The sequence below is a fragment of the Streptomyces sp. NPDC037421 genome (assembly GCF_055602105.1).
The window spans coordinates 1-1,739 of record NZ_JBVJWV010000088.1; the positions used below are offsets into that span (position 1 = coordinate 1).

3 protein-coding genes are annotated in these 1,739 nt (G+C 68.7%); 1 reads left to right on the forward strand and 2 read right to left on the reverse strand.

The genetic code is table 11. The features are described from left to right. Positions 1-9: 9 nt before the first annotated feature. Both ACZ7IF_RS39280 and ACZ7IF_RS39285 read right to left on the reverse strand, forming a co-directional pair. Positions 10-612, reverse strand: a complete 603-nt coding sequence (locus ACZ7IF_RS39280; protein ID WP_470981844.1) for a DJ-1/PfpI family protein — start codon at positions 610-612, stop codon at positions 10-12. A 17-nt stretch (positions 613-629) separates the two neighbouring features. Then, a complete protein-coding gene (locus tag ACZ7IF_RS39285) occupies positions 630-1,166 on the reverse strand; it encodes a GNAT family N-acetyltransferase (protein WP_470981846.1) in 537 nt (178 codons plus the stop codon). A gap of 102 nt (positions 1,167-1,268) precedes the next feature. On the opposite strand from ACZ7IF_RS39285, the gene ACZ7IF_RS39290 reads away from it, so the two are divergent. Next, positions 1,269-1,736 (forward strand): hypothetical protein, encoded by a 468-nt coding sequence (locus ACZ7IF_RS39290; protein ID WP_470981848.1) that lies wholly within the window; start codon positions 1,269-1,271, stop codon positions 1,734-1,736. Positions 1,737-1,739: the final 3 nt, after the last annotated feature.

The window sequence follows — 1,739 nt, forward strand, 5'->3', positions numbered from 1 at the left end:
ATGTCCGTCTCAGGACGTCAGCACGGCCTCACCGGCGCGGACGGCGCGGAGGGAGCGCTCGACGGTTTCGAGCTTCTCGCCGACCGGTCCGGCGTAGTCGATGACCGCGCGCGCGGCCTCCTCGCCGAGGGTGCGGGTGATCACCCAGGTGGCGAGGTACTGGGACGCCAGGCAGCCGCCGGCGGTGGCGATGTTCCCCTCGGCGTGGAAGGGGGCGTCCAGGACGGTGACGCCCTCGGCCTCGACGAAGGGGCGGCTCGTCATGTCCGTGCAGGCGGGCATGTCACCCAGCAGGCCGAGCTTCGCGAGGACCAGCGCGCCGGAGCACTGCGAACCGATCAGCTGTCGCGAGGGGTCGAGCGGCAGCATGGAGAGCAGCCGATCGTCGGCGACCACGTCGCGCGTCTTCACCCCGCTGCCGATCAGTACGACATCTGCCTCGGTCACGAAGTCCATCGACCGCTGGCCGGTCACCTCGACACCGTTCATCGAGGTCACCACGGGGGTGGGCGTCGTGATGTAGGCCTTGAGGCCTGACTTGCCGATCAATGCCGAGGCTATGAAGCTGTCGAGTTCGTTGAACCCGTCGAAGGTGACAACGGCTACCTGCATTACAACTCCCTTGATGGTCAGGCGTGGAGTCTTTCAGGCGTGCCGCGCCCGGTCACGTACAGGCGCCAGACGACGTCCGTGGCGCCCTCGGAGACCAGGGTGAATCCCAGCCGCCTGGGGACGGCGGCGCTGGCCGAGTTGGCCGGATCGTGCACGATCTCCACGTAATCCACGCCCGGCAGGGAGAACGCCTCGCGGACCACGGCCGCCGCCGCGCGGCTTGCCGTGCCCCGGCCGGTGGCTCCCGGGTGCAGCCAGTACCCCAGGGAACGTCCCCGCGGCTCGTCGGCGAGGTAGAGGGAGAGACTGCCGACGGGGTCGCCGGCCACGGTGATCGCGTAGTTGTACGCCTCGCCGCTGCGCCAGTTCGGATCGCAGCCGGCGAGGAAGTCCCGGGTGTGCTGAGGCGTGTGGGAACGCGCCCACGGCATCCACGCACTGAGGTGGTCGAGGGACTCCTCGCTCAGACGCAGCAAGGACTCGAAGTCAGCCTGCTCCCGCCAACGCCGCAGGGTGAAGCCTTCACACTCAATGGTTTCTCTCGGCTGCTCCATGGGCGCATCGTTTCGCCACGGAAGCGATCACCGCAATCGGATTGACCGTAGCCTCTCAGGATGATCGCTGAAGCCGATGTATGGAACCGTTTCCTCCGCCTCTTGCCCGACAACGAGGGGTACGAGGTCCAGGTCTGCTGGGACATCGGCGAACAGGAAGCCGGACTCGACCTCCTGGTCAGCGGGCTCCTGGAACACCAGGTGGCCATCAGCGAGACCACCCGGGTGGAGATCTCCGTCATAGCGGAGAGCTGGGGCATGCGGCGGGACATCGCCTCCCGCCTCCTCGCCTGCCGGGGCGACGGGCTCCCCGGCCCCGTCACGCTCGTCGAACACCCCACCACCACCCCCCTGCCCGCCCTCCCGGAACTGGCCGATTTCCTCGTGATCCCCTGGATCCGGCACGCCTCCGGCCGCCTCCTGACCCGCGCGCACGTCGAGGAGCCCTGGGGCGACCTCTCCCTCATCCCGGAGCACTACGCCGTCCTGGCCTCCCCCCAGGGCCCGCCCCTCAGCCTCTTCGAGTCCTTCTCCGCCCGCGAAGCCCTCGAAGCCCTCACGCACCCGTGAAAC

Bases quoted from the DNA above. Each gene is read 5' to 3' on its own strand.
- ACZ7IF_RS39285 (WP_470981846.1), bottom strand. From the start codon at position 1,166: ATGGAGCAGCCGAGAGAAACCATTGAGTGTGAAGGCTTCACCCTGCGG.
- ACZ7IF_RS39280 (WP_470981844.1), bottom strand. From the start codon at position 612: ATGCAGGTAGCCGTTGTCACCTTCGACGGGTTCAACGAACTCGACAGC.